This window comes from Paenibacillus sp. Soil724D2 (genome assembly GCF_001427935.1).
Classification (GTDB): domain Bacteria; phylum Bacillota; class Bacilli; order Paenibacillales; family NBRC-103111; genus Paenibacillus_E.
In genome coordinates, this window is record NZ_LMRY01000002.1 from 51696 (window position 1) to 77416 (window position 25721).

A 25721-nucleotide genomic window follows, 5' to 3' on the forward strand; every position below is an offset into this window, starting at 1 on the left:
GCGCTTCCGCAGCCTTTTTTCCACTTTTATGGAAGTAAATGAGGAGGGGCTGCTGTGTTTAACTTATTCAAGCGCGTTCGAATCGGCCGCCTGTTCTTTGGAAGCTTCGCCGCGTTTATTGCCGTGCTGCTGCTCATTTCCTCCTGGATCAGCTACAGCCTAACTTCACGCGAGTTAGCTGACAATACCGCTAATTATCAGCAGGATCTGTTAAATGAGTTGAATAAGCGCTTGGTCACTCAGTTGAACTCTATTGAGCAGATGTCTAACGCAGCCTCCAGAAATATCGATATTATTGGGTATGATCCTCTGGAGAGTGACTTATTTGAGCTAAAAAAACGCAAGGCAGATTTGGAGGCCCTACTAGCCAGCATTACCTACAGCACGACAATGGTACAATCCATTTATTTATATATCGAACGCCCGTTCGTGACAGATGCTCAGGGGCCAATTCGCGTTTATGATTTAAAGACGGTGAAGGACGAGGAATGGTTTTCGGACATCCAAAATAATGATTTTGCTTGGATAAAAGAACGTACTATTCCAACCAATAAAGGCTCGCTACCCGTCACTAGCTTTGCAAGAAAGCTTTACAATAACTCAGGAATCTATTATGGCTTGCTCTTGCTTAATGTGAAATCATCCGAAATCCAGAATTTGATTCGAGGTGAAACAGAGGGAAGAAGCAGATTGTTAGTTGACGCTGGCGGCAGAACAATTGCTGCCATAGGCGATCCCAACTTACAAGAGAGTGAGCTGGAGAAGATTAGGTTGATTCAGGAGAAGTCCGGAAGTGTTCATTTAAAAGCCAAAGAGCAAAGTGAAGCCTTACTCGTTTGGAGTAAATCCCCCTCGAACTGGACACTCGTTGAGGTGACACCGTGGAAGAGCATTGTCCATGGCAGTATTCGATTAGCACTAATTCTCTTAACTGTTGGCTTATCCGCCATTTTTATTGCATCTTTTTTCACTTTCTTTATATCCAGACAATTTACCAATCCAATTAGACTTTTGGTTGCTTTTATGAGCAAGCTTCCCGATCGGGGTCTTGTTTCGGACTTGCCTACGGATTACACCAATGAATTCGGAAATTTATTTAACGGCTATCGCAAACAAATGGAACGAATAGAGGAACTTTTAACCTCATTGAAAGATCAGCACAAGCGCCAACGAGAAGCCGAAATTAAGGCGCTGCAGGCTATGATCAATCCCCATTTTCTATACAACACATTGGATCAATTAAACTGGCTAGCCATTGATTCCGGTCAAACGAAAATCAGCAAGATCCTTTCCTTAATGGGTAAAATGTTTCGCATCGGCCTCTCCAATGGTGAAACCTTGATCCCCATTGCGGACGAGATGACGCATGTCGAATGTTATTTGCAAATTCAGCAAATTCGATGGGGCGATCGCTTGACATTCACCATCTCTGTCGACGAATCAGCCAAAGAACTGTATGTACCGAGACTTACCCTGCAGCCTTTTATTGAAAATGCGATCATCCATGGTTTTCACGGGCGAAAGAAAGGCGAAATCCGAGTGAATGTGCAGCTGCTAGGGCAAGATATCCAATTTCAAATTTGGGATGATGGTGTTGGGCTGCGACCCGATTGGGATCAACCCAAGGCAAGGAAAACAGGCGGTTACGGATTGCGAAATGTGAAAGAACGAATTCAGGCTTATTTCGGGCCTCCTTATGGGGTCCATATTGCCAGTACGGAAGGCAGGGGCACCGAAGTCACTATTCTATTGCCGCAAATCCAAAATAAAGAAGAAGTCGAGGAGAAGTATCATGTGGAAAATACTCATTATTGATGACGACTTTCAAGTGTTGGAAGGTATGAAGAAGGCGATTCCTTGGGAGTCTATTGACGCCGAATTAGTGGGTGAGGCCAGTGATGGCGCCGAAGGTCTAGAAATGGTCCGACAAACTCAGCCGGATATCGTGATTACGGATATTTACATGCCTGTGATGAACGGCCTGGAAATGATTGAGAAGCTCCGAGAGACTAACTTTCCCGGTGAACTGATCATTCTAAGCGGTTACGCCGATTTCCAGTATGCACGGCAGGCTCTGCGGCTGCAGGTGAGTGACTATTTGTCCAAGCCCGTAACCATTGAAGAACTGGGGGCTGTGCTAGCCAAAGTCATTAAAGAACTAGAAACGAAAGAACTGAAAAAAATAGAGCAAGAAGAAGTCAAAAGAAGGCTAATGATGTATGAGCCGTTTGTGCAGCAAGAATGGCTGAAGTCGGTCATTACCGGCACCTTTAATGAAACAATTGCCGCGGAAAGCATTCTGCTATCTGAACAAGCCTATTGGCTGCAAAGGAACCACCTCGTGATGGGTATAGAGCTGATGAGCACTGTTCGCACAGCTAACCTATCGCTAATCGATTGGAATTTGTTTCGTTTTGCCTTAGCCAATATTATTAGAGAAATCTTGGCCGAAGATTGGCCTGAGTCCGACTTCATTGAGCTTCACAGCCATCATGCCGCGATTATGTTTCATATTGAGCGTTCGAGTGTAAAAGATGACGTTATGCATAGGATTCAATTGATTGGCGAGCGTATCACGGATTGTGTCCTTACTTATCTGCGTCTAACGATCCGTCTAGGGTTAGGCCAGATGAAGGAATCATGGCAGGAAATATCGGATTCCACCGAAGAAGCCTTTCTAGATTTATTACAGATGACCATCATCCCGCCGCTTGCACGAGAGCATCCATCGATTGTTCCATCAGAGAAAGAACTTGCTATTCGTCCAGTTAAGTTTTATCAAGAGCTTGCGGAAGCGATTGTTTATTCCAAAGAAGAAACGGCTGCACAGATTGTGGAAGCTTATATCCACCGTCTGCAAACCATGTCAACCATGACCCCCGCTTACTTGCAGTACTTATGTACAGAGCTTTGGACTATATTTGCTTATTCCTTATATAGTGTAGGTATTGTGCTAGATGAACTGTTTCCAGAAATGAAGCTGCAGTCGGAAATCATTCAAATTCAAACACCCGAACAATTGCAGCAATGGCTGCAGGGTAAAATTCATATCATTGCAACCAGCCGCCATTGGAACGAGAATTCCAAACATAAAGAAGCGGTTGATTTCATGATTCAATATGCACATGATCACTATGCCGAAGAGATTAGCTTGGAAGATATGTCGAAGCAGCTTTACTTGTCTCGCAATTATTTGAATCAAATATTCAAGAAAGCGACAGGTGAAACTTTCACCAACTACGTCATTCAAGTGCGGATGAAAAAGGCACAAGCTCTTCTGGCCGAAGGCAAGTATTTGATTTACGAGATATCCGAAAAAGTTGGCTACAAAAACGTCCCTTATTTTAGCTCTATTTTCAAAAAATATAATGGCATTAGCCCAAGTGAAGTAAGTAAAAGCGGATTATAGCCGGGAATGTACCTATTTGTCATAATATTGTGATCAATAGTGAAAGAAGTGTGTTCATTACTCTCCTTTTTCTTCTTTTCAGTTGTCCTATAATTAACTTGTAAAGATAATGAGGTAGTGAAAGGGGATTTTCAATGAAAGTGCAGATGAGAAAATGGAGCATGCTTTCGATGACTGCCATGATAGCGCTGTCCCTAAGTGCATGTGGTTCCGGAAATAAACCAAGTACTACGGGAAGCAGCCCTGCTGCAACAGCAACACCCGCGGCTACAGCCTCCCAGCCCGTTAAGCTTCGCATTGTATGGTGGGGTTCACAGGCAAGGCACGACGCTACATTAAAAGCACTAGATGCGTATACAAAGAAACACCCTAACGTGACCTTCGAGCCAGAATTCTCCGGGTTTGATGGCTACGCGGATAAACTAGCTACCCAAGCTGCAGCCAAAAATGCTCCGGACATTATCCAAATGGATCCAGCATGGCTGGCCGAGTATGCAGGCAGAAACCAGCTGGCTGACTTATCCAAAGGCATTCGTACCGAAGATATCGATAAATCGCTCGTGGATTCAGGGAAATTTAAAGATAAGCTTTATGCCATCGCGCTAGGCAATAATGCAACTGGCATGATCTACAACAAGAATGCCGTTGATAAACTAGGGATTACACCTCCCAAAAACGGTTGGACATGGGACGAATACTTCCAATTTGGTAAAGATGCGAAAGCCAAGCTTGAGAAAGACAAATATGTGTTAATGGATGCGACATCCGATTATACCACGTATTCCGCCTATCAAATTAGTCAGGGTAAAGGCTACCCAATCACCGAGGATGGCAAATTCAACTTCGATAAAGATACGTGGCTGACCTTTGTTAAGAAATATGCGGAGCTGCGAACAGCCGGAGTTATTCCTCCCGCAGAAATCGCCAGCACAGATAAAGAATCTGATGCGAAGCTGGATTTGATGAACAATGACAGTGTCTTGATGAAACGTACTTTCGCCGCGCTGTTCCCAGGCTACGAGGGTGTAAAACCAGGTGCTTACTCACTTGTTGCTCAGCCTAAAGGACCAAAGTCCAGCGGTTGGTTGAAGCCTTCTATGTTCTGGTCGGTAAGCGCTGATTCGAAGTATGCGGAAGAATCCAAGAAATTCATCGACTGGTTCGTGAATGATAGCGAAGCCGCAGACATTCTAACAACAACAAGAGGCGTGCCGGTTTCCAAGAAAATGCTTGAGTACCTAACACCGAAGTTAACTCCCGCAGATAAACTGCAAATTGAACTCATTAAGAATGTTGCTCCTGACGCTCAACCTTTCAATGCCGGAGCTAAAGGCTGGAGTAACTATACAGCTAAAGATTATAAGAGCATCGGTGAAAAAGTAATGTTCGGCAAAATAACGCCAGAAGCTGCTTATGAGGAGCTTGTGAAAAAAGCAAAAGATTATCAATAATAACGTGAATGGAGAGCCTCTTTAGAGGCTCTTTATTTTTGGTTTTGCTGCCTTTAGAGCTGAACGCAAAAAAGAACGACCCTCAACGTAATGTTGAGAGGCCGTTCTTCGAGAATGCTATTTGTGCAAGCTAAGCTTACAGTTTTACAACGTTCTCAGCTTGTGGTCCGCGGTTGCCTTGAACTACGTTGAACTCAACGCGTTGGCCTTCGTCCAAAGATTTGAAACCTTCGCCAGTGATTGCGGAGAAATGTACGAATACATCGTTGCCGCCTTCAACTTCGATAAAGCCAAATCCTTTTTCTGCGTTAAACCATTTTACTGTTCCTACTGCCATGGGTAATACCTCCAAAGTTTTATTAACATGTCTTTTTTCTTGTTTCGAACAAAAAAATTACACATTGGAAAAGGTTTCATTAACTTAATGATAACCCTTTGCAATACGCAATTCAGGGTGAATCTTTAAGACTTAACATTACTTTACCACACAATATCGTGTAATGCAATTGTCCCTAAGAGGGATTTCTTGCTAAAGATAAGAACTCTTCCCTGTCCTCTATTTTCAAGGCAATTGCTAGTGCTAATGCGACATCTTTCGACGGCTCGATTCGACCATTTTCGATAGAATTAAGGATGGAATAGCTGATTCCAGCCTTCTCCCCGAGCTTTCGGAGAGTTAGATTTTGCTGCTGTCTGAGCTCTTTTAATTTCGTGTGAAACGCCACTGTTGCGCCCTCCTCAGCCATTTTGGTTGCCTTGCTGTCTGCGAATTTCAGCTTTAATTTTGTCGAATGGGTCCTGCCAATGGGGGGGCTTAAGGGTCTTGCCGGTCTCATTTTTATGAACTTGTCCATCGGGCCATACCTTGGACATATTTGCATGCTGAACAATGTCAAAAATCGGTCCAGGCTCCACGCCCATTTCAACTAATGTACCAAGGACAAAATATAACTCATCGATCATCGCATCCACTTCGTCTTCCAGTGTCGCTGCTTCTTTAAACTCCTGGAGTTCTTCTTCCATCCATGCTAGACGAGCTGATTTACGACTTTCGGTAAGACGCTGTGGGGATGTGCCTACTGGATGCTCAAACGTTTCATGAAACTTTTTAACATCTTCAAATGCTTTTTTTAAGGTCATTTCGTTTCTTCTGCTCCCTTGCAAACGGTTTTCTTTTATATACCATTTAAAAGTGTCCTCGGTCAACAAAAAGCCCTAACTTCAATACTTCTATTCATGAGCAAGAGCTTCACCATGGACAGGAGGTTCGAGTAAGGGCTTGAGTAGGTAGGATTGCGGTTTAGGCACTGGAACGCTCAGCTAAGCGCTTTCACGCTCTAAGCAGCTTGTCCAATTTTACAAATGACGGCCTGAAATGAATCTATCTTTCCAGTAGCCTGTATTCATATCACGAATTACTACACCGGAGCTGGTCGTGTTGCTAATAAACTTACCATTTCCTATATAGATGCCAACATGATTAATGCGTCCCGGTCTGCTAACACTAAACAGGACGAGATCACCTTTTTGTAATTTCGATTTACTCCTAACAGGAGTCCCTACTTTCGCTTGCGCGCTAGAGCCCCAAGGGATCGTGATGCCGTTCTTCTTAAATACCATTTGCGTAAAAGCAGAGCAGTCTAAGATTAAACGATTCGTATCTCTTACACCAAATCTGTACCGAACTTTACCTATATAAGATTGTGCAGTACGTATAATGCTGTTAGCTTTGCTGGTACTCGTTGCGCTTGCGCTGTATGTTGCTGTTGACGTGGCGTCTGTTGCTGCATGAGCGGACTGCGGGCTAAGGAACATCGTTCCTGAAGTTAACAAGGAAAGGCTTAAGCTTATCCCCACTAACGATTTGCTAAGGCGGTTGTTTTTCACTACTAGCATGATTGGACTTCCTCCTTCATGGATCGTGTTGTGACGGGCTTGTTTGACCCTGATTCCACCTTACCACACTACGATCATCCAGTATTTACCTGAAAAGGGAGAAAGACGCGCCACGACTAGCAAAAACCGCCATTCTTAGAATTCCATGAGAATTTGATGAAAATTATTCCCTTGACACATATTTATCCGGTTTATCACCCGTGTTCTCCTGGCGATATTCCGAAGGGGTTACGCCGTACTTTTTGCGGAAAACCTGCGAAAAGTGGCGAATATCATGGTACCCGATACGTTCAGCCACATCAGCGAGCTTGAGCTTGGGATTCATCAGCAGCTGCTTCGCCTGCTCCAAACGCAGGTGAATAACATACTCCTTGAAGCCTTGACCCGTCTTTTGCTTAAAAAGCTGGCTAAAGTAGACAGAATTCAGGTAGACGATCGAGGCTACCTTCTCTAGCGATAGATCGGCATGGTAGTGCGTGCGGATATATTGCAGGGCCACCTCTATGGAGCGATCGCTGCCGCTGGCATGGTGCTCGTAGACCTGCGTCGTAGACGCTTGCCTCATGCGCTGTACTTCTGCCGGCACCGCCTGGAAGCAGTCGATCAGCTCGGAGCTCATCATCTGAAAGGGCACCTTCAAATATTTCACGAGATGGCTGCGCAGCTCATCCACCAGCAGGGTCAGGCTGCTGCCTTCCGGCAGTGTGACCAATCCTAGCAGGCTTTTGCTGTCGTGCACCGTCACGAAGCCCTTACCATAGCGCTCGATAAGCTCGAGCAGGACATTCTCGATAATGAAATTTTCGAGGAAGACGGGCTTGTCGGTCTCCATTTTAACCATGATGAGATGAAAATAAGGGTGCTGCTCCATGAAGGGTCCCATATCGATGCGACCCGTGTCCAAACCCTGCGCAAAGCGCTGGAAGACGGCTTCCTGCAAGTATTTGCGGTTGGCCTTCAGCAACTCAGCCTCTTCGATCAGCTCCGTGTCACGCGTAACTTCTTCGCTAAGCTTGCCGATCATTTCAATCAAAACCTCTTTGCCGATCGGCTTAAGCAAATAGTCCTTCGCCCCTAGCCGCACTGCCTCCTGGGCGTAGGCAAACTCCGAATAGGCCGAAATGACAACCCATTTCACATGAGGGTGCCGGCTTCGAGACATATTCATAAGCTCTAGACCGGTCATGCCCGGCATCAGAATGTCTGTCAGAACGATGTGAATCGGATGGCTCCGCAGCAGCGTGATGGCTTGCTCCGCATTCGCAGCCAGATGAACCCGATGCTCGGGGAAACGGTTCTGCAGCGTACGCTGTATGCCCTCTCGTATGACTGTTTCATCATCTACGATGAGAATGTCCATGGTTTACATTCCTTTCCGAGGAAGCGGCATCGCGATGATGACCGTTGTTCCTTCTCCTTGTTCACTATGAATACGGAGCCCGTAGGCATCTCCAAACATTAACTTTATGCGGCGGTGAACATTGGTGAGTCCAATACCCCGCCTAGTTTTCACAGAAGGTCTTGCCGCTTGGACGTAGCTTTGCGCTATAGTTTGCTCCATTTTCATTGAAGCCACCACGCCACTTCCCTCCGTTGTATCTGCGCGCAGCATTTCCTGCATTTCCTCTAAGGTGCTCTCCGGGATGCCGACCCCGTTATCCTTAATAATGATATGAAGCTCTTGCTCATGAACCTCCGTAAATACACGGAGATTGCCCGGCTCTCGGGAAGGCTCCAGCCCATATTTAACGGCGTTCTCGATGATTGGCTGCAGGGTCATTTTCGGTAGACTGACATCAAGAACTTCTGGGTCTATTTGTATGTCTGTACTAACCCTACCCTCTAAACGGCTTTCGATAATCGTGATGTAATGCCGCATTTGGTCTAGCTCCTGCCGCAGTGTCGTCTTAGACGCTTCCTGCCAGTCGCTGCTGTATCGAAACATATGAGACAGGGCTAAGATCACCTTGCCCAATCGATCGTTCTCACGCTCATCCAGCATCCAGTAAATCATATCCAAGGTGTTATAGAGGAAATGAGGGTTAACCTGCGATTGAAGCGCCTGCAGCTCCGCATTCTTCTCACTCATGGAAGAGAGTGTAATGCGCTCGATAAGCTCATCCATCCGATTCACCATTCGGTTAAACGATGAAACCAACGAATTAATTTCCTCAAATGACTTCACCGTCACCGATCCTTTAAAATTCCCCATCTCCACTTGCTTCATCTCGCGGATGAGGAGCTTGAGCGGTGATGCGATGTTGCGGGATATGAGACTTGCCAAAGCGGTTGACAAAATAACGAGTACAACAATAACCACGTACAAATATTCTCTTGTCTTCACGACCTCGGCGTTGATATCACCTTTTGGAGTCAAACCAAGCACAGTCCAATCTGACATCTTCGCTTTCGCGGCAACGAGGAGATGATCCGTTCGATCATCAACGAGGATCTCATTCGTTTGAGGACGCGGAAGCCCTCTGAAAGAAGGCGGAATGACCTTCTCTGCCGCAGTAGAAGCGATCATCCGATCTTCCCGGTCAACAATGTACACCTGACTGTTTGGACTGATGGTGACGTTCGAAAGAGCGGCAAGAATCGGCTGCGGATTCGTTTCAATGAGCATAACGCCTATCACCCGGTGGTCTGTTAAATCGTACAGCTTGCGCCCGAATATGAATAACGGATCCTTCTGAAACTGATTGATGACAGAGCCTTGGAAAAGGCCAAGCCATACCATTTCTCCCGAGGAGTCCTGCAGCTTCCGGTACCACTCCGAGGATGGATAATTCGTGTCCATAACACTATGGAATCCTCGTTCGTAATTATAGTTTTTGCCGGCGTTCGTAATCACATGAATTCCGACAATATCATCGCGCGAGTAATAGATAGCCCCTAAGATATTGGTAATCGTGCGCTCATTAATAATGCTAATCGCTTCATCCTTATTGGTGTCGCGATCTTGGATTAATCTGAGCAGCTCAAAATTGCTATTCAGAGACTTCGTAATACTGTCATAGCCTTGCAGCAGCAAATCAAATAAACCTACCGTTTGAGAAATATTTTTCTCCGCCAAATCACTAATTTTACTATGGATGATATCCGTCGTCTTCTTATAATAGAGGACGCTTCCCAAAAGAACGAGGACTAACATACAGGAGATAAAGAGAAGAAATAGCCGGTTATGAATGGAGTGTAAGCCTCGTGTCACTGGTTGTCGGTCTCCTTTCGTTATACGCTACTTCCTATTTTATCATAGGCACCCCAAGAAACAGCAAAAAGAGAGGGGTGAAATTAACCCTTCACCGCTCCCGCTACCATACCTTTTGTAATTTTATCTGCTAACAAGAAATAGATGAGAATGACCGGCAGCGCGCCCAGTACAAGGAAGGCACCGATTGCTCCGTAATTGACCGAATATTGACTGACGAAGCTGTTCACCCCGAAAGGCAGCGTCTTCAGCCGCTCCGACGAAATGAAAGTCGCCGCGAGAATGTATTCGTTCCAAATACTAATGAAAGTTAAAATACAGACTGTCATCATTGGAGGAATGGAAATTGGTAAGATGATACTGCGGAAGATCCGGAAAACCCCCGCGCCATCCATAACAGCGGATTCCTCAATCTCACTCGGAATGGATTTCATAAATCCACTGAGGATAAAGACCGCAATCGGCGTCTGGAACGCTATATAAGGAAGAATGATTGAAATATGCGTGTTCAGTGCGTGTAGATTTTTGAAAATAATCATGAGCGGCAACAGCGTGGCCTGCAGCGGTACCATCATTCCGATGAGGAAGATGACCATCACGACCTGACCGTATTTCCAACGGAATCGGGCGATGGCAAACGAGGTAAGAGAACTGAGCAGCAGGACGCTCACCATCGTAACCGAAGTGACGAATAGGCTGTTTTTCAAATATTGAAAATAGTGTCCGGCCTTGATCGCATCCGTGAAATTCTTCCATTGAAGCGTATGAGGAAGAGCGAAAAATTGGCCCGACAGGATTTCTTCATTGCTTTTTAATGAGTAAATAGCCAGCCAGAGCAGCGGATATACTTGCGTAACCACGAGTAGGGAAAGAAAGGCGATCACGATAATTTTGATGATAGAGAGGCGTTTGCGTCTCCGAATGGTTGCAGGTTTAGCCGAAGCTATTTCCCGTGCGGTCTGCATGGTAACACTCCCCTCCTTCATGAAAATCTTCTCTCTAGTCGGTTGAATACCGCATTAATAACAACCGTTGCGATCAAACACATACCGACCAAGAAAGCCGCAATCGCGCTTCCGTAACCATATTTCATGGAGAGGAAGGACATGTTGTACATATGTGTGGAAATGACGTCTGTCGCGTGCGCCGGTCCCCCTGCGGTCATGACCATGACCATGTCGAACGCTTGCAGCGAGCCGATAAAGGCGAGGACGATCGATATTTTAAAAATCGGAATATTCATAGGGAAAGTAATATGCCAGTCGGCTTTAAGCCCCTCGGCTCCGTCAATCCGGGCTGCCTCATAAATATCAGCAGGGATGTTCTGAATACCGGTAAACTGGATCAGCGTATGGTAACCCAAGTACTGCCATAGGGCTACAAAATAGAGAGAATACATCGCAATCTTAGGATCTGTCAGCCACGATCTCGTCCAACCATGCAAATTCAACATATCGAGCACTTGATTGAGCATGCCCCCCATCGCGGCGGGGTTATAAATGGTTTTCCACAATTGACCGATGATAACGACGGATAGAATAACCGGTAAAAAGTAACTCGAAACGAGAAAATTCGGTTTTTTGATAAATCGGTTCAAGAGTATAGCTACACCTAAAGCGATCGGAATTTCTGCCATAGAAAATACAGCAAACATCAATGTACGGCGAACAGACGGCCAGAACACAGGGTCTGCGAATAGCAGCGTTTGAAAATTTTTGAGACCTACGAATGTCGAATCGCCAATTCCGTTCCAATCCAGCAATCCACTGTAAAGAGACACGAGAATCGGGACGAAAACGAGACTAACATAGATCAGCAAACACGGTAATACAAACATGGCAATTGTCCACTTGGAGACTCTTAACACATTCACTTGGCTCGCCTCCTTCCTGGTATAAACCAATCGGAATTTACCTTCAGCCCATTGCGGCGCTCAAGATAAATTCCGACTCGGCTGCTAATTCATCTTATTTTTTATTCGTTTCGTAAGCGGTTTGGTGTTCTTTGCCCACTTCAGCAGGATCTTTCTTCTGTACGAAAAGGTTTTGGATGCTTGTTAAGTGTCCTTGCGCTGTTCCTGGGTTCATCGTATTGTCGAACGCAAGATCGCCGCCTTTTACTTGTTTGAACAAGCCAAGCACTTCCATCGCCATATCCGAGTAACCAGCGGCTTTGAAGTCGCCATCTACTTTTTGTGCGATACCTACAGCACCTTTTACAGCGAAAGCTTCTTTAGGGAAGTTCAGCATGAAGTAGTTCAAGAAATCCTTGGTTTCTTTCAAATGTTTGCTGTTTGCAGAAATAGCGAACGCGCTTCCTGGCGCAAGCATGAACTCGTCTGGATTCCCTTTACCTTTAACCGTTGGGAATTTGAACACGCCAACTTTACCATTAACGGAAGATGTTTCGATTCCGCCCGTTGCCCAGCTGCCCATGAAGTACATAGCGGCTTTGCCCGTTTTGAACAAGTTTTCACCTGCGTTGTAGTCAAAAGATGTTGCGCCCTCTTGGAAAGCACCAGCTTGAACCAGGTCTTGGAAGCTGCTTACTGCCTCTGTGAATGCCGGATCAGCAAACGTCTTTTTGCCATCAACGACAGATTGTAGGAAGCCAGGACCGCCATTTGTGCGAAGCAGTACGTTCATGAACAAGAAGGAACCAGTCCAGGAATCTTTTTCACCGATCGCCATTGGCTGAATGCCTTTGCCTTTGAGTGTTTTTACCGTTGCAACCATTTCTTCGAACGTCTTCGGCACTTCAACGCCAGCTTGCTTGAATAGATCTTTATTGTAGTAAACAACAGCAATGTTGTTACCGTCAGGCAGTGCGTAGATGTTGTTGTTGAACGTGTACCAGTTCAGAATACCTTCTTGGAACGTCCCTTTTAATCCGTTTTGATCCACCATGTCGTTCAGTGGCGCGAACAGGCCAGCATCGACGAAAGGCTTCATTTGCGCTGCCGGATTCACGATCGTGATGTCGGGAACCTCTTTGGAAGCGGCTTGTGTTTTGAGCTTCAGCTTTTGTTGATCTGTGTTCAGGGAGTCAAGCTCGACTTTGATGTTCGGATTTTTCGTTTGGTAATCGTTAACGATTTTCTTCAACATGCCGTTTTTGGGATCGGTTGGATCCGGATATATATTTTGGAACGTGATCGTGATGTTCTCCTGCTTTTTAGCTTGTGCTGTCGCAGTCGGTGCCTCGCTTGTTTTCGTATCTGTTGTACTGCCGGTTGTGCTTCCACCTGCACCGCATGCTGTTAAGCTGATAGTAAGCAAGCTAGCTGCAACGACGCTTAGTGCTTTATATTTAGTTACCAATGTGAATCCCCCTCGTTTGTTGGTTGTTCTTGATGTCCTTATTATCGCTCGAATATGGCAACCCTTACAATGTGGGAACTATAGGTATGATGTTTAATTTTTATAGGTTTATGTTGGAAGTGGGGGGAATGATGGGTGGGAGGACTGGTGGAGACTGGTGGAGTGACTAGTGGGATTGCTGGTGCGTGGTGGCAGATTGGTGGCTGGGGGAGTACTAATGGATTGCTGGTGCGGTGGTGGCAAGTAGGAGTGACTAAAATGAGAATGCTGGTGGAGTGGCGGCTGGTTCGAGTGGCTGTTTAGATGCTAGTGTGGAGAAGGTAGATTGGAGTGACTAATGGTATTGCCGGTGGGGCGGCGGCAGGTTGGTGGCTGGGGGGATCGCTGAGGGGCGACAGGAGAGAAAGACTAATCAGATTTGCTGGTGGAGTGCTGGAATGGAGGCGTCAGGTTGGAGTGACGGAGTGGAATCTGCAGCGGGAGTGACCCAAGTTGTATTTTATACAACAATAATCTGGATAAACGGCGTTTCTGAGGCGAATGTTGCAGAAAATACAACAATTTTACTTAAAAGAGCCCATTTTGGGTGAAATACGGTAAAGTTGTTGTACAAAGTACAACACTTCTAGTAAAAAGAGATAATACCCAGGAAAATGTTGTACGCTGTACAACTTTCAGACATCAGCTTTTACTATTAGCTCCTTTATTTCGATAAAATGATCTAATTCTTCTAATACCAAAGCATTCAGTTGCTATTTCGAACCCTCGATTAATTCATTCGGCATCCTAAGCCAGCATGAGTTAGATGAAATTTCGAACTCAGAACCTTTCATCTATCATCTATCATCTATCATCCATCACCACTCGCCGTTCTCACTTCTCACTTCTCACTTCTCACTTCTCACTTCTCATTTTACTCTCACCTCTCACTTCTTATCTCCTTTCACTTATTTCTTATACCTTATTTCTTATTTCTTATCTCTTATCTCCTGTCTCCTGTCTCCTGTCTCCTATCTCCTGTCTCTTATCTCTTATCTCCTATCTCCTATCCCCATCTCGATTACTTTCAGCTATCTCATCAATTTCAAATCCTCTAGTTACAACTCAAATCTTTCCCCTCTTTCGAACCCCTACCTATATCCGACTATAAACAAAAGATATCCTCCCTTCTAGCTGAATAGACACTTATTCACACTCCTTGAACCTATAGCTACCCATACAATAATAATCAGTTTTCTATTTTAAAAAAATAGCTGCCTAGTACAGCAAAAAAGATCAACCTCTCTCGCTAGTTCAGCGAATAAGAGGTCGATCTTTAAAGATAAATGATGAGTGCAGCTTGTAAAGACTAGTAAGCCTTCGGAACCTCGACTCTATGCGTGACACCATCTTCGGTGAAATAAATATGTGTGTCGAAGCCCTGATCGTCCATGAAATAGGACACGTATTTCGGCTCGCCGTGCTTGATCGGCACAAGGAGTGTTGCAATGCGGTGGCTGCGCGCAGGCTTGGTTGTTGCCTTGAGATGCCAATGCAGCGGCAGTCCCTCGATTTCGGCTGGATCCACATCCGTAAAGCCTTCATGCTGCGTCAGCTCCAGCTCACCGGATGAGCAATAGACGAAACGCCCGTCCATATCCGCCTTGCGGCCTTGGACTTTGAAAGTCTGTCCGTTCAGCTTCATTTCATACAGCGTCTGGAACAGCCAGTCAATAGAACCTGCCTGCGACAGGTCGATATGGTCGACGACAACAACGTACGTTCCGAAGAAGTAAAGCTCGCGCACATAACGCTCCAAATACGGAACGTACTCCTTATATGCTGCGGTTGCGTTACTACGGGAATAACCGTAGCCTTTGCGCTGCTCGGCAACTTCAACGAACCCGTTAGCAGCCATGTTCAGCACTTTATTCTTCTCTGCGTATTGGCCTAAACCGTCAATCAAAATATTGTTCGTCGAACGCGTCTGTCTGCGCCAGTTCATGTGCATTGTGCTGCTGAATGCCACGTAATAACCGCTTTCAATGGCAAGCGGTTCCCCATAAGCATGCAGCAGGAAGCCATTCTGGTCGCCGTGACTATGGCTGACGGAGCCGTATTTGCTGCTCTTCGTCAGCAGCATGATATGGCGCTCCGGATCGGCCATTTGCGAGTGAAACGCTACCCAGCCGATGTCGCGGAACCATTTGACCGGCTCGATATTCGCGTCAGTTGGAGCGATAGCTTCCACTTGCGGATAATCATGACGGTAGACCATTTCGTCGAAACGGAAATCCCACCAACCATAGTTGTAGAATTTCATTTCCGAATCGGTATCCGTTTCACGTACCCGCTCAAAATACCACTGGTACAGACCGTTACCGGTTACACCAGCGAACTGACGGATGTTAAAGCCAGTTTTCAAGCTAACCGGATCGCCAAGGGTCGATTGGTCACCGAAGCTTGCGCGAAGGGTATCTGGGCTGAATGCGTAAAGCGGGAAATCGCCTGTTTTCGTGAAAAACGGTCTTTTATAAAAGTTAATGCCTGTATATTTTTTCAGCAAATTCATCGCTTCCGTAACAAAGGCCATCCCAGTCGTCCAATACATCGGACCTTCCGCCCAACCTCCGTCCGACCCGCCCCAAGGCGAATATAAGCACGCATAGTATTCAAGGGTATAATCGAGCCATTCGCGAACTTCCGGCTCCTCATTCAAGAGCACGATGCAGCACGGCACCAGTACACTCGATAACGAACGCACCGCATGACTGTCGAACGGCACATGATGGATCTTGGAATGCTCAATAACATGTTGGGCGATTTGACGCGTACGGGCGAGCAGAACCTGCCGCACCTGCTTCCGCTCATCCTCAGTTAACCGAGCATAAAGCCAGTCATAGCCCCATGCGATAGCTCCAGCCATACGGAAGGAGGCTTCGTCGTTATAGTCGCGGCTTGTTGTACCGTTCACGTCCCAGCTGCAGAGATGGAGCAGCCACGTTTTCGCGCGATCCAGCAGCGTTTCGTCAATCAAAATCGTACCGGCCACCACGAGATGGCGAACCGCATAGAGAGCTTCTTGGGTATCCATGTACATTTGGCGCCATAGCTTAGCTACTCGCTTATTTCCCGGATACGGCAGCGGCTCTGCAATCAGCTCACGTTCGATCCAAGGCTTAACAGATTTCTCGTAGAAGACATCAAATCCGCAATAGGTCTGATCTGCAGCTAGCGCACTGCGGAAGGCGTCGAGCTCAGCAGACTGAAGCCATAGTCTAGGATGCTGGGAAGAAGCTTCCGCGTATCGGCGTTCTCTGCTAGGCAGCGGAGTTTCCGGTAAATCGGCTGGCACCTCGAAGCGTCGAACGAGGCTCCAGACGGTTTGTGTGCCATCTTCCTGGAGAAGGGCGTACCGCCAGAAATATGTACCTGGGGTTAGCGCATCATCCGGTGTATATAAGTTATATGGAACCGGCTTTATCGTTTGTGTGTCAGCCTGAGAGAAGGCCTCAGAATGCGAGATTTGCAGTACATAGCGATCATGCTCCAATTGTGCAGGAATCCACGTGAAACGAGGTGGGTTTTCCAGCAGTACGGTCTGCTCATTCGGTTCGTATTGTACAGTTAAAACGCCGCTCTGCGGTTCGTATAATGGCGACAATGAAGTCATATCCATTCTCCTCCCGGGTGGGTTCTCTAGTGGAAATTATCTTATATAAAAAGCAAGCCTTTATCTGCTGTTAATTGAATGCGTTTGGAGCTATTCGTTTGTCCCGGAACTGAAATGGCAATTTCCTGTGCGGAAAAGCGTGTGAGTTCAGCATTGCTGCCTGCACGATACACATGAATAAAGTCAGCTTTACGATCATTGCAACGGTGAAGCATCGCTGTAAGCGGCTGACTCGGATCAACGGAGTCGCCCGGTGTCCGTACAGCGAGTATCTCATCGCCAGGTTGAACAAGCGCCGTGTGGAATAAGGTCGTGGTGGAGCCGTTAAGATCAGAGCCAAAGGCATAGGATACGTGCAATTGGGCCGAACCGCTTGCGTCGACGGAATCGCTAGGCACGAACTGGCCGATGATCGGCAGATCTTGCACGGAGTCAGCGACGGTACCTGAAGCAGCATCCTTCTGTTCAATGAGAAGCTTGTAAACTTCATCCCGGCTATGCAACTGCTCCGAATGCGTTTGAACAACTGGATGCATCCACCACTCGATGCTCTTCTGCTCTTCGCCCGCAAGCTCGGCTTGGAACCAATCGAGCAGCCACTCGCCTGTGAGCAGCAAATGGCGATTCAACGTGCACCCTTCGTAGGCTTCTGTTGACTGAAGCCAAACGTACACGGTCGAATCGTTAGCCTCATAGCGGACGCAGCGTCCTTCATGCGGCGCTTGGGATCGGCCATCCAGCGACACGGTGTTGTGGCTGGCGGTTTCGGCAAACCACGATTTCCGCATGGGTGAGCCGTAAGGCACCATCCCGAAATCGGGCGTCGGGGTTTGCTCCGTGTGCATCAACGTCAGATGCAGCTTGTCGTAATGGCCGTGGGACCCGCCATGCTCGCCGAAATCGGCGAGGAACGACAGCGGGTTCCCGGCTGCGCGGCCGATCACGAAGCCGGCGTCCGGCCAGAGCCGCGACCCACGCGGCTCTAGGGCAGGCGCGCGGTCAGCGGCCTCGCCAGCGCCGTAGAGCAGCGCCTCGAGCTGCTCGCCGACGGCAGCGCCTAGCTGCCGGTACGCTTCGCGCAGGACCGGCGCTAGCCCGGCGATGCCGTAGATCGCGAGCCCCTGCTCAGCGATCTCGGCGATCTCGCGGGCGTAAGGCTCCCGCGCCAGCGGCCCGTCATGCAGGGCGGGCAGCGCGCCCTGGTCGTCGGCCAGATCGGCCAGCGCCTCTAGCATGCCGCGCATGGATTGGCCGCCTGCGCCTGTCGTGGCGTAGAGATCAATCCCGAATCGCTGCGCCATCTCTGCAGAGATTAAGTACGCCCGAAGCACGAATACGTGGTAGTACGTGCTTCCTTCGAACTCCAGCTGATCGGCCTTCACGCCGATCGATAAGTGATGCTTGAAGCCGCCTTGGCCTTCAATGAGCGCTTCCAAAGCCGCTTGCTCTCCGCGAGCGGCATATACACAAGATAATGACGCGTTCAGCCAAGCGGTGTAGTTGTTCTCCGCATTGTTCCGCTCATGTATCAGGATGTGCCGGTATTCTTCCATACTACCAGCGAGCAAACCCAGGAAGGCATCAATCGCCGCCTGCTCCTTCGCCTCGAAAACAACACCCTCATCGCGCAGTAGCAAGTAAGCGCGAATCAAGGTCGTGGACCAGATCGCCTCGGTCAGCGCCTGGTGAAAAGCACGCCCCTTCAGCATCCAGCTCTGAGCTTCCGGATGCACGGGGTAGAGCGGAAACTGCGCAGCGTACTCTACGAGCAGCCTTTTACTAATCTGCGCGTACGACTTTTCGCCCAGCGCTGCAAAGACAGCTGCTGACTGTAAAGCCACCCGCGCAAGGGACTGGTGCTTGAACACGAGCCAAGCGCCTCGGTAAGCTTCTCCCTCGATTTTGCAGCCGTGCGGACATAGAAATTCGGACGCATCCACCTGCATCGAATCGAACGTCAGTTCGGTGTGATGGTGTGGACAGACATACTGGTGCCACCACCCCCCAGGTTCCTTAGGAATGGAAAGGCTGCCTGCTTGCTGCAGCCTATCAATTTCCTCTTTCAATATGTGTGCTGTGCGGCCTGCCCAAGTCAGTTTTTCCAGCTTTTCGCCGAGCCTCAGCGCGGTACTCATCGCATCATCATCCCGCCGTTGATTTCGATCGTTTCACCCGTTACGTATGCAGCTAGATCGGAAGCAAGGTAAAGCACAGCACCTGCTACATCATCCGGTGTTCCCTCACGCTGCAGCGGAATGCCATTCACAGTTGCTTGGCGTGCGGTGTCCGTCGTGAATGTCGCGTGGAACATCGTATTGCCGATAAAGCCAGGAGAGACGTTGTTGACGGTAATTCCACTTGCCGCCACTTCCTTGGCTAATCCCTTGGAGAACGTTTGTACAGCTGCTTTACTAGCTGCATATATGCTGGAACCTGGTCCACCGCCGTTATGCGCAGCAACCGATGTCATATTGACGATACGGCCGTAGCCTTTCGCTTTCATGCCGGCAAGCACTCTTTTGGACATGAACACGGCACTCTTTAAATTTACATCCATGATTCGGTTGTACATCTCTTCGAACATTTCAGAATTCGCAACACGCTGAACGAGATGGCCTGCATTGTTCACGAGAATATCAATCGTCCCCCCCAATGCTTGCTCAACTTCACTCACGAGTCTGTCGATTTGCTCCAAATTCGTCACATCCGCCTGTACCAATACGGCCTGGCCGCCTGCCGCTTGAATGGTTGCTACAACTTCCTGACCTTGTGCAACGTTATTTAAGCAGTTCACACCAACCTTCGCCCCATTGCTAGCCAAAGCTAGTGCAATTGCGCGCCCAATCCCCGCATTAGATCCTGTCACCAGTGCAATTTTCCCCGTCAAATCGATATTCATATGAATTCCTCCCATGTATGTGTTAAATTATTCAATCTTTGCTTGATTAGTAGAATAAGAGCCTCTAAGGACTTCTATTTACCCTCTATTAGCTAATATTGCTCGGATAAGAGTCTTTAGAGACTGCTATTCTCTCCAAAAATGAAATTTCAACTAGTTTTCGGGGGAATAAGAGTCTCTAAGGACTTCAATTTACCCTCTATTATTGTTGAAATAAGAGACGTTAGAGACTGCTATTCTCCACTTGGTTCTGAATCCAATGGCTGTCCCCGAGTTCCGCTCCAGCTCACCCACGCAACCGAGGCCTCACCGTCTCCGGCATGGTCATCGTTAAACAGGTCCCTCGTCCCCATTCACTGTCTATAGACAGCCCGTAGGCCTCGCCGAACACCATCTGAATCCGTCGGTGGACGTTCATTAGTCCAATCCCGCCACCTTGTAAATCGCCTGTCTCTTCCGGCTCTGCCAAGCGGTTTTCCTCCAGCTTCGTGCGCAGCTCGGCGAGCCGCTCCGGCTTGATGCCTGTGCCATTATCCTGGATGAACACTTGGAACAATCCGCCTTCTTTGCGAGCATCGATGCGTATGAAATGATGCGGTTCCACACCATCTGGGAATGCATGTTGGAAAACATTCTCGATGAGCGGCTGCAAAGTCAACCGAACCATCTTCTCCAACAGCAAGCCTGGCGGTATGGCGACATCAATTTCAAACTCTTTTCCCGTCCGGTGCTGCAAAACAATCATATAATTGCGCACATGATTCAGTTCATTCGCTACCGTAATCTCTTCTAAATTCGTCTGCACCGAGTAGCGGAGCATGAAAGCCATTGCTTCTACCATCTCGGTTATTTCACTAGAATCCTGAACTATTGCATAACAATTGATCGTTTCCAACGTGTTATATAAAAAATGCGGATTGATCTGCAGCTGCAAGGACTGAAATTCTGCCCGCTGCCGTTCAAGCTTCGTCTCACCTAGCTCAAGCTGGTTCTTCTGCTGCTCCAGCTCGGCCTCATACACCCGTTCGATCATATCGGAAAGACGGGTCACCATCAGGTTGTAGCTGTGAATAAGTCCGCCGATCTCGTCCGTTCGGCCAATCTCCTCGATGTACTGCCAGTTTCCTTTTTCCGTTTCCCGCATGCCATCCTTTAACCCTCGTATAGGGGCAATTATAGACCGACCGAAACGGTAGGCTAGCCATAATGCGATAGCCAGTGTAACCAGACCAACGATAATTGTTGTCGTTCGAATGGTATTAGCTGGTCGGCGCAGTTCCTCAACTGGCATCGATGCGACAAGGTTCCAATCGGAATAACCGGATTTCCTTGATACAAACATACGTTCTTCCCCGTTGTATTTATGAAGGAATGTCTGATTGCCACTCGCCAAAACGAGCGATGACAGTTCGTCTTGAGGCTTCCGCTCGCTCATCGAACGAGGATAGATGTAGTTACCGGCATCATCCACGATGAAGAAAAAGCCCTTTTTCCCCAAACTCACACGATCCCAAGTCTTTGCCAGTTCATCTAGCTTGATCTCAATAGCAACTACCCCACGATTCTCGTCGCCGTAAGAAGGTCCTCTTACTTTACGGGCCATCGTTACGACTGATCCTTGATCAACAGGACGAATGCTCATATTCAGCAGCGCAATTTTGCCGTCACCCGCAATCTTCATTAGGTTATCGAATTGTTCTTGTACGAGTACGGGATCGAGGTTCAGTAGATTCTGATTCTCATAAATGAAGGAACGCCCATGCTTACCGACGACATAAATCATGTTCAACTGTTTGTACAAGGTGACAACGGATTGAACGGACGATTCCGAAAATTTCTTGATTTTATCCGAATACACATAATATTCATATGCGTCGTCAGGCTTTATTTCCATAAAATTCCTGACATCAGAGTTGGATGAAAAGGCATTACTAAGCAGCTCATAAGCCTGCAAGTAACTATCTGTCTGATAGTTCGCACTATCGACCATTTGCTCCATATACTGCTTCACTTGGTCGTCTAACGCCCGCGATGATTGCCAATAGGATACAGCGCCTACGGACAAAAGGGACAGCACGATCACAATGAGAAAGTACGTATAAATTTGACCTGATAACGTCTTTCTTTTCATGAACGGATACCCATTTGTTGTCGATATTCAGAAGGTAGGCAACCTTCGTATTTCTTAAATGTTTTTGTAAAATGGGGATGATCGGCGTAACCAACCTCACCCGAGATATCGGTAATTCGCCACTGCGGCTGTTGAAGCAGCTTCTTCGCCTTCTCCATGCGTCTGCGTGTGCGGTACTGCACGAATGTTTCCGCCGTACATTGCTTAAACAGTTGGCTGAAATAAGAAGGATTAAGCCCGATAAAGTCAGCTACCTCTTCCAAGGATACTTCCTCAGCGAGATGCGTCTCTATATAGTGTTTGGCTTCCTCAACAGGGTCCTTAAGCTTGCCTTTGCGTTTGATTCGAAGCTCATCCAGGTACCCGCTGATCGCAGTCGTGAAACGAAGCCAAGCTTCCTCCTCGCTCACAGCACCGGTTAAATCAAGCTCACCCTGCATGAAATATACATCCCTCACATTTAACCTTTGGTGCAGGAGGGTGTGGATCTCTTGCAAAATATCGCTAACCCGGTTGAGCTTCAGCTTATTGGCCTTCAACTCCGCCTGAATTTCCTCTACCACACCGTTTAATTCCGCCTGCTGCAGCATCCACACGGCTTGCTCCATACGGCCAGCCCACTGCTCCAACTTCGTTACAGCAACGAAGGATTCGGAGCTTACTTTACTTTGGTTACGAATTAGCTTCTCTAACACATGCTGAAATCCCTTAATGTTGACGGGCTTCAGTAAGTACTCTTTCACCCCGTAAGACACGCATTTCTGCGCATATTCGAAATCACCATAACCGGAAATGACCACGACTTGTATGTCCGCATCCATTTCTGCAACACGAGCACATAGTTCCAGTCCATCCATCTTAGGCATCCGAATATCGGTGAACAGGAAGTCAGGTCGTTCCTCTTGAATCCGCTGCAGCGCGACAACGCCATTCTCAGCCGTTCGCAGGCTTTCGATGGGGAGCTCCGATTGTTCAACGAGTTTCTGTAATCCTTTGCGTATCATCGGTTCGTCATCGACAATGAGTATGCGGTACATGAGGAATGCTCCTTTCAAACCCTTATGAAATGCACGCTCCCCACGGGCTGGTTGGCACGTGAGGAGGCGGTCATGCTCAGCAGATGAGCTTATTTACGCGGCATCGACACCGTCGTACCGGAATCTTTACTATTGAATTTCTCTGTTGCTTCCTTGATTACTTCGTTGCCGCCTTTGGATTTCCACTCTTCCAATACTTTCGGCCAATCGGAGATCGGCTCTTTGCCGTATACCATTTTGACCATATGTTGAAGAATGACTGGAGGTGCTTGGTCGGAAAGCGGCGAAATATCCGGATTTTTCATTAAAGATTCAAGACGTGGCTCGAAGCTGATACCGTCGCGTCCTTCATTCTTTAACGTTGTATCATAGACATTCATTAATTTCTTACCTTCGTCCGTTAAGCTTAGTGTCCCTTTATTATAAGTCGTATCTTGGACAAGCCACAAGAAGGATTGACGGTAACGCTCTTCATCGACACCCGCCGTATCCGTTGGTGCTTTGTAGTCGATTTTGCCATCCACCGTTTTGTACGTGTCACCTTCGATACCGAAGGTAAAGAATTTCTCTGCCTCATCTGACATCATCCAATCAAAAAACTGGATAATTTGCGCAGCATTTTTAGCATTTTTATTGATGAAGTACGCACGCGGAGCAGGTCCGTACAAGTAGTGGCCGCCTTTGCCATCTGGTCCTGTCGGCGATGCGATGATCTCGATATCGCCCGTTGGAACGGTTGTTTTCAGCTGTGTTTCCCATTGCAGCAATTCATTCGCGTTCATGGACCACATACCTGCTTTACCCGCAAGGATGGTGTTTTTGAACACTGTAGCGTTGATCGTTGCGAACTCTTTGTTGATCAAGCCTTCATCAAACATCGTTTTGTACGTTGTCAGTGCTTTCGTCATATTCTCTGTGTCGAAGAACTTCGGCAGAACTTGATCGCCTTGCTTCTCGAACATGGATAGATAAGGGAACACATCGTATGCGCCAAAGAAGGAGTCTGAATACTTGAAGTTTTCACGACCCATGTACGGGTTCTCAACGCCCATTTCTTTGAACTTGCGAAGTACGGCCATGTACTCGTCAACTGTTTTAGGAACCCCTAGGCCTGTTTTATCAAGCAAATCTTTACGAATGAAGATAGAGCGACGGGACGGGTTGGACAAGTATTCCGGAATGGCGAAAATTTTACCTTGGTAAGTTACGTTATCCCAAGCGTCTTTTGGCACTTTTTTAAGCAGATTCGGTCCATACTTCTTCAGTAATTCATCAAGCGGCGTGAACACGCCAGCCTTCACGGAACCTGCCATTTCTTTACCGTTCACACCGCCACTGCCCTGTACAACGTCAGGAATGTCATTGGTTGCAAACATCTGAATCATTTTTTGCTCATATTCTTTGTGAGGAACAAGTACGATATTCATATCGGAGTTCGTCATCTCTTCTAATTTTTTCACCCATTTGTCTTGATTAATATCAGGCGACTTCTCTACATGTCCGAATGCGAGTGTACGCAAAGAGATGGAGAATTTCGTTTTTTCAGCAGGCTTCGCGCTTGTCGTGCCAGCAGCCGCGCTTGACGCCGGTTGTTCAGCGGTTTTTGAAGAGCAAGCAACCAGCAAACTGGCCATCATTACTGCTGCCATCGTGGTGGGAATCCATTTTTTCATTTCTACCCCTCTTTTCATTTCACTGAGATATGAACGCTTTCACACCTTCATTGTAAAAGCGTTTACAAATTGCCGATATGGAATGTCTTTAGTTCGATTTGTCTTTTTTTTAGAATGCTGTAGAAATGGTTGAATTCATTCAGCACTATTTCCTTAAGATTTTACAGAACCAACCATCATTCCTTTGACAAAATGGCGCTGCAAGAACGGATAGATCAGAATAATGGGGATCGTCGCAATAATAATGGTCGCCATCTTGATGCCTTCGGGATCCATATGAGCAAGTCCGCTGAATTGGGAAGCGTTCGGATCAATACTAATATCCTCAGACACAATCAATTGACGGAGCTTTACCTGAAGCGGCCATAAGGCAGGCTTGTTAATATAGTACAGTGCACTTTGGTACGTATTCCAGTGACCCACCGCATAGAAGATCCCCAGCGAGGCCATGACCGGCTTGGACAAAGGCAGAATGATATTCCAGATCATCCGAAGCTCGGAGCAGCCGTCGATACGCCCGGAATCAATCAATTCACTCGGAATTTGTAAGAAAAATGACCGCATAATGAAAAAATTGAAAGCACTGATGGCACCTGGAAGCAATAAGGCCCAGAGCGAATTCGTCAGGTGTAAATTTTTCATCAAAATAAAGTTAGGAATCAGCGGAGCTGTGAAAACCATTGTAATGAGAACCATAATAACGACAACATTGCGGCCAGCATACTCGGGTCGAGACACCGGATACGCTAGCGATGCCGTGGCGATCAGATTGATCAAAGTACCCACTACTGTAATATACACGGTCACTCCGAAGGAACGCCAGATCGCCGCATCGCTAAACACATATTGGTAGTTGATCGATGTAAATTGAACAGGCAAGAATAATACCTTCCCATTCACAATGGCTTCCGAAGAACTGAACGATTGGGCCAGCACGTTTAAGAACGGCAGGAGCATCGCTAGCGATAGAAGTGTCAGAAATAGCACATTAAAGATGTTAAAAACTTGCCAGCCGGCTGTCGGCTTGCGATTCATAAAGCGT

21 protein-coding genes are annotated in these 25721 nt (G+C 47.3%); 5 read left to right on the forward strand and 16 right to left on the reverse strand.

Going from position 1 to position 25721, the window contains the following annotated elements:
• Nucleotides 1-54 precede the first annotated feature (54 nt).
• The 3 genes from ASG85_RS04210 (at nucleotide 55) to ASG85_RS04220 (ending at nucleotide 4860) form a co-directional block, all read left to right on the forward strand.
• Nucleotides 55-1815, forward strand: coding sequence for a sensor histidine kinase (locus ASG85_RS04210; protein WP_057303886.1), 1761 nt, complete (start codon nucleotides 55-57; stop codon nucleotides 1813-1815).
• Nucleotides 1793-3409 carry a response regulator transcription factor gene (locus tag ASG85_RS04215; protein ID WP_057303887.1) on the forward strand — a complete coding sequence of 539 codons (1617 nt, stop codon included), beginning with the start codon at nucleotides 1793-1795 and terminating at the stop codon, nucleotides 3407-3409. Before ASG85_RS04210 ends, ASG85_RS04215 begins: the two co-directional genes overlap by 23 nt.
• A 134-nt stretch (nucleotides 3410-3543) precedes the next feature.
• On the forward strand, nucleotides 3544-4860 hold the full coding sequence (locus tag ASG85_RS04220) for an ABC transporter substrate-binding protein (protein ID WP_060645448.1): 1317 nt from the start codon (nucleotides 3544-3546) through the stop codon (nucleotides 4858-4860).
• A 136-nt stretch (nucleotides 4861-4996) separates the two neighbouring features.
• Here ASG85_RS04220 and ASG85_RS04225 read toward each other — a convergent pair whose 3' ends face one another.
• The 9 genes from ASG85_RS04225 to ASG85_RS04265 all read right to left on the reverse strand — a co-directional run bounded on the left by ASG85_RS04225 (nucleotide 4997) and on the right by ASG85_RS04265 (nucleotide 13287).
• On the reverse strand, nucleotides 4997-5197 hold the full coding sequence (locus tag ASG85_RS04225) for a cold-shock protein (protein WP_028555213.1): 201 nt from the start codon (nucleotides 5195-5197) through the stop codon (nucleotides 4997-4999).
• A 175-nt stretch (nucleotides 5198-5372) separates the two neighbouring features.
• A complete protein-coding gene (locus ASG85_RS38590) occupies nucleotides 5373-5585 on the reverse strand; it encodes a helix-turn-helix domain-containing protein (protein ID WP_057303889.1) in 213 nt (70 codons plus the stop codon).
• Between the two features lie 13 nt (nucleotides 5586-5598).
• Entirely contained in the window at nucleotides 5599-6000 is a 402-nt protein-coding gene (locus ASG85_RS04235; protein WP_057303890.1) for an HAD family hydrolase, read from the reverse strand.
• A gap of 216 nt (nucleotides 6001-6216) precedes the next feature.
• On the reverse strand, nucleotides 6217-6756 hold the full coding sequence (locus ASG85_RS04240) for a C40 family peptidase (RefSeq protein ID WP_060645449.1): 540 nt from the start codon (nucleotides 6754-6756) through the stop codon (nucleotides 6217-6219).
• A gap of 163 nt (nucleotides 6757-6919) precedes the next feature.
• Complete coding sequence (locus ASG85_RS04245) at nucleotides 6920-8116, reverse strand: response regulator (protein ID WP_057303892.1); 1197 nt, start codon at nucleotides 8114-8116, stop codon at nucleotides 6920-6922.
• 3 nt (nucleotides 8117-8119) lie between these two features.
• On the reverse strand, nucleotides 8120-9967 hold the full coding sequence (locus ASG85_RS04250; RefSeq protein ID WP_057303893.1) for a sensor histidine kinase: 1848 nt from the start codon (nucleotides 9965-9967) through the stop codon (nucleotides 8120-8122).
• Nucleotides 9968-10050: 83 nt separating this feature from the next.
• Nucleotides 10051-10932: a carbohydrate ABC transporter permease gene (locus ASG85_RS04255; protein WP_082587963.1), complete on the reverse strand. Its 882-nt coding sequence runs from the start codon at nucleotides 10930-10932 to the stop codon at nucleotides 10051-10053.
• Between the two features lie 17 nt (nucleotides 10933-10949).
• A complete protein-coding gene (locus ASG85_RS04260) occupies nucleotides 10950-11840 on the reverse strand; it encodes a carbohydrate ABC transporter permease (protein ID WP_057303894.1) in 891 nt (296 codons plus the stop codon).
• A gap of 94 nt (nucleotides 11841-11934) precedes the next feature.
• A complete protein-coding gene (locus ASG85_RS04265) occupies nucleotides 11935-13287 on the reverse strand; it encodes an extracellular solute-binding protein (RefSeq protein ID WP_057303895.1) in 1353 nt (450 codons plus the stop codon).
• Between the two features lie 135 nt (nucleotides 13288-13422).
• On the opposite strand from ASG85_RS04265, the gene ASG85_RS37585 reads away from it, so the two are divergent.
• Together ASG85_RS37585 and ASG85_RS37590 are read left to right on the forward strand one after the other, a co-directional pair.
• Entirely contained in the window at nucleotides 13423-13590 is a 168-nt protein-coding gene (locus ASG85_RS37585; protein ID WP_156396411.1) for a hypothetical protein, read from the forward strand.
• 27 nt (nucleotides 13591-13617) lie between these two features.
• Nucleotides 13618-13773: a hypothetical protein gene (locus ASG85_RS37590; protein ID WP_156396413.1), complete on the forward strand. Its 156-nt coding sequence runs from the start codon at nucleotides 13618-13620 to the stop codon at nucleotides 13771-13773.
• 862 nt (nucleotides 13774-14635) lie between these two features.
• Here ASG85_RS37590 and ASG85_RS04275 read toward each other — a convergent pair.
• The 7 genes from ASG85_RS04275 to ASG85_RS04305 all read right to left on the reverse strand — a co-directional run bounded on the left by ASG85_RS04275 (nucleotide 14636) and on the right by ASG85_RS04305 (nucleotide 25714).
• On the reverse strand, nucleotides 14636-16939 hold the full coding sequence (locus tag ASG85_RS04275) for a DUF4962 domain-containing protein (protein ID WP_060645451.1): 2304 nt from the start codon (nucleotides 16937-16939) through the stop codon (nucleotides 14636-14638).
• 41 nt (nucleotides 16940-16980) lie between these two features.
• Entirely contained in the window at nucleotides 16981-19074 is a 2094-nt protein-coding gene (locus ASG85_RS04280; RefSeq protein WP_060645452.1) for a heparinase II/III domain-containing protein, read from the reverse strand.
• Nucleotides 19071-19838, reverse strand: a complete 768-nt coding sequence (locus ASG85_RS04285) for an SDR family NAD(P)-dependent oxidoreductase (protein WP_060645453.1) — start codon at nucleotides 19836-19838, stop codon at nucleotides 19071-19073. Before ASG85_RS04285 ends, ASG85_RS04280 begins: the two co-directional genes overlap by 4 nt.
• 286 nt (nucleotides 19839-20124) lie before the next feature.
• Complete coding sequence (locus ASG85_RS04290; RefSeq protein WP_060645454.1) at nucleotides 20125-21969, reverse strand: sensor histidine kinase; 1845 nt, start codon at nucleotides 21967-21969, stop codon at nucleotides 20125-20127.
• On the reverse strand, nucleotides 21966-23006 hold the full coding sequence (locus ASG85_RS04295) for a response regulator transcription factor (RefSeq protein ID WP_060645455.1): 1041 nt from the start codon (nucleotides 23004-23006) through the stop codon (nucleotides 21966-21968). The genes ASG85_RS04290 and ASG85_RS04295 overlap by 4 nt, the downstream gene beginning before the upstream one ends.
• 89 nt (nucleotides 23007-23095) lie before the next feature.
• Nucleotides 23096-24679 carry an extracellular solute-binding protein gene (locus ASG85_RS04300; protein WP_057303902.1) on the reverse strand — a complete coding sequence of 528 codons (1584 nt, stop codon included), beginning with the start codon at nucleotides 24677-24679 and terminating at the stop codon, nucleotides 23096-23098.
• A gap of 153 nt (nucleotides 24680-24832) precedes the next feature.
• Nucleotides 24833-25714 carry a carbohydrate ABC transporter permease gene (locus ASG85_RS04305; RefSeq protein WP_060645456.1) on the reverse strand — a complete coding sequence of 294 codons (882 nt, stop codon included), beginning with the start codon at nucleotides 25712-25714 and terminating at the stop codon, nucleotides 24833-24835.
• Nucleotides 25715-25721: the final 7 nt, after the last annotated feature.

What these genes read in the sequence shown, in the direction of transcription:
- ASG85_RS04255 (WP_082587963.1), bottom strand. Translation starts at nt 10,932, where the DNA reads ATGCAGACCGCACGGGAAATAGCTTCGGCTAAACCTGCAACCATTCGG.
- ASG85_RS04285 (WP_060645453.1), bottom strand. Translation starts at nt 19,838, where the DNA reads ATGAATATCGATTTGACGGGGAAAATTGCACTGGTGACAGGATCTAAT.
- ASG85_RS04225 (WP_028555213.1), bottom strand. Translation starts at nt 5,197, where the DNA reads ATGGCAGTAGGAACAGTAAAATGGTTTAACGCAGAAAAAGGATTTGGC.
- ASG85_RS04245 (WP_057303892.1), bottom strand. Translation starts at nt 8,116, where the DNA reads ATGGACATTCTCATCGTAGATGATGAAACAGTCATACGAGAGGGCATA.
- ASG85_RS04295 (WP_060645455.1), bottom strand. Translation starts at nt 23,006, where the DNA reads ATGTACCGCATACTCATTGTCGATGACGAACCGATGATACGCAAAGGA.
- ASG85_RS04290 (WP_060645454.1), bottom strand. Translation starts at nt 21,969, where the DNA reads ATGAAAAGAAAGACGTTATCAGGTCAAATTTATACGTACTTTCTCATT.
- ASG85_RS04240 (WP_060645449.1), bottom strand. Translation starts at nt 6,756, where the DNA reads ATGCTAGTAGTGAAAAACAACCGCCTTAGCAAATCGTTAGTGGGGATA.
- ASG85_RS04235 (WP_057303890.1), bottom strand. Translation starts at nt 6,000, where the DNA reads ATGACCTTAAAAAAAGCATTTGAAGATGTTAAAAAGTTTCATGAAACG.
- ASG85_RS04305 (WP_060645456.1), bottom strand. Translation starts at nt 25,714, where the DNA reads ATGAATCGCAAGCCGACAGCCGGCTGGCAAGTTTTTAACATCTTTAAT.
- ASG85_RS04300 (WP_057303902.1), bottom strand. Translation starts at nt 24,679, where the DNA reads ATGAAAAAATGGATTCCCACCACGATGGCAGCAGTAATGATGGCCAGT.
- ASG85_RS04275 (WP_060645451.1), bottom strand. Translation starts at nt 16,939, where the DNA reads ATGACTTCATTGTCGCCATTATACGAACCGCAGAGCGGCGTTTTAACT.
- ASG85_RS04280 (WP_060645452.1), bottom strand. Translation starts at nt 19,074, where the DNA reads ATGAGTACCGCGCTGAGGCTCGGCGAAAAGCTGGAAAAACTGACTTGG.
- ASG85_RS04215 (WP_057303887.1), top strand. Translation starts at nt 1,793, where the DNA reads ATGTGGAAAATACTCATTATTGATGACGACTTTCAAGTGTTGGAAGGT.
- ASG85_RS04220 (WP_060645448.1), top strand. Translation starts at nt 3,544, where the DNA reads ATGAAAGTGCAGATGAGAAAATGGAGCATGCTTTCGATGACTGCCATG.